This is a genomic window from Nocardiopsis mangrovi (assembly GCF_042653925.1).
Taxonomy (GTDB): Bacteria; Actinomycetota; Actinomycetes; order Streptosporangiales; family Streptosporangiaceae; genus Nocardiopsis_B; species Nocardiopsis_B mangrovi.
Map to the genome: position 1 here is coordinate 1 of NZ_JBHSFQ010000070.1, position 1,781 is coordinate 1,781.

1 rRNA gene is annotated in these 1,781 nt (G+C 58.3%); it reads left to right on the plus strand.

Annotated elements, in window-relative coordinates:
- Positions 1–227 precede the first annotated feature (227 nt).
- Positions 228–1,759 (plus strand): 16S ribosomal RNA (locus tag ACFO4E_RS29905).
- Positions 1,760–1,781: the final 22 nt, after the last annotated feature.

Consider the following 1,781-nt stretch of genomic DNA (forward strand, 5'->3'; position numbering starts at 1 on the left):
GGGAATTCGCTCCTTGTGGGTGGTTCGGGCTTGTACGGGATGAGCGGTTGTTTTTTGAGAACTCAACAGCGCGTGTTTGTTTTTCTTTAAGCCAAAGTTTGTTTTGGCCCCGTGGACACTCTTTCGGGGTGTCCGGGGTTCCTTTGATTGGCCAGACTGGTTCTGGTCGGTCAGGGTTTGCTCTCAAGGTTTGCCCGCTCGGTCTAACGGGTGGGTGTTTCTAGCCTTTGATGGAGAGTTTGATCCTGGCTCAGGACGAACGCTGGCGGCGTGCTTAACACATGCAAGTCGAGCGGTAAGGCCCTTCGGGGTACACGAGCGGCGAACGGGTGAGTAACACGTGAGCAACCTGCCCCTGACTCTGGGATAAGCCGTGGAAACGCGGTCTAATACCGGATACGACACCTTGCTGCATGGCGGGGTGTGGAAAGTTTTTTCGGTTGGGGATGGGCTCGCGGCCTATCAGCTTGTTGGTGGGGTAACGGCCTACCAAGGCGATTACGGGTAGCCGGCCTGAGAGGGCGACCGGCCACACTGGGACTGAGACACGGCCCAGACTCCTGCGGGAGGCAGCAGTGGGGAATCTTGCGCAATGGGCGAAAGCCTGACGCAGCGACGCCGCGTGGGGGATGACGGCCTTCGGGTTGTAAACCTCTTTTACCACTCACGCAGGCCGGGGGTTTTCTCCCGGTTGACGGTAGGTGGGGAATAAGGACCGGCTAACTACGTGCCAGCAGCCGCGGTAATACGTAGGGTCCGAGCGTTGTCCGGAATTATTGGGCGTAAAGAGCTCGTAGGCGGCGTGTCGCGTCTGCTGTGAAAGACCGGGGCTTAACTCCGGTTTTGCAGTGGATACGGGCATGCTAGAGGTAGGTAGGGGAGACTGGAATTCCTGGTGTAGCGGTGAAATGCGCAGATATCAGGAGGAACACCGGTGGCGAAGGCGGGTCTCTGGGCCTTACCTGACGCTGAGGAGCGAAAGCGTGGGGAGCGAACAGGATTAGATACCCTGGTAGTCCACGCCGTAAACGTTGGGCGCTAGGTGTGGGGACTTTCCACGGTCTCCGTGCCGCAGCTAACGCATTAAGCGCCCCGCCTGGGGAGTACGGCCGCAAGGCTAAAACTCAAAGGAATTGACGGGGGCCCGCACAAGCGGCGGAGCATGTTGCTTAATTCGACGCAACGCGAAGAACCTTACCAAGGTTTGACATCGCCGGTAAACCGCCAGAGATGGTGGGTCCTTCGGGGATCGGTGACAGGTGGTGCATGGCTGTCGTCAGCTCGTGTCGTGAGATGTTGGGTTAAGTCCCGCAACGAGCGCAACCCTTGTTCCATGTTGCCAGCACGTAGTGGTGGGGACTCATGGGAGACTGCCGGGGTCAACTCGGAGGAAGGTGGGGATGACGTCAAGTCATCATGCCCCTTATGTCTTGGGCTGCAAACATGCTACAATGGCCGGTACAATGGGCGTGCGATGCCGTGAGGTGGAGCGAATCCCTAAAAGCCGGTCTCAGTTCGGATTGGGGTCTGCAACTCGACCCCATGAAGGTGGAGTCGCTAGTAATCGCGGATCAGCAATGCCGCGGTGAATACGTTCCCGGGCCTTGTACACACCGCCCGTCACGTCATGAAAGTCGGCAACACCCGAAACTTGTGGCCTAACCCTTCGGGGAGGGAGTGAGTGAAGGTGGGGCTGGCGATTGGGACGAAGTCGTAACAAGGTAGCCGTACCGGAAGGTGCGGCTGGATCACCTCCTTTCTAAGGAGTCTTTACAGCTGGG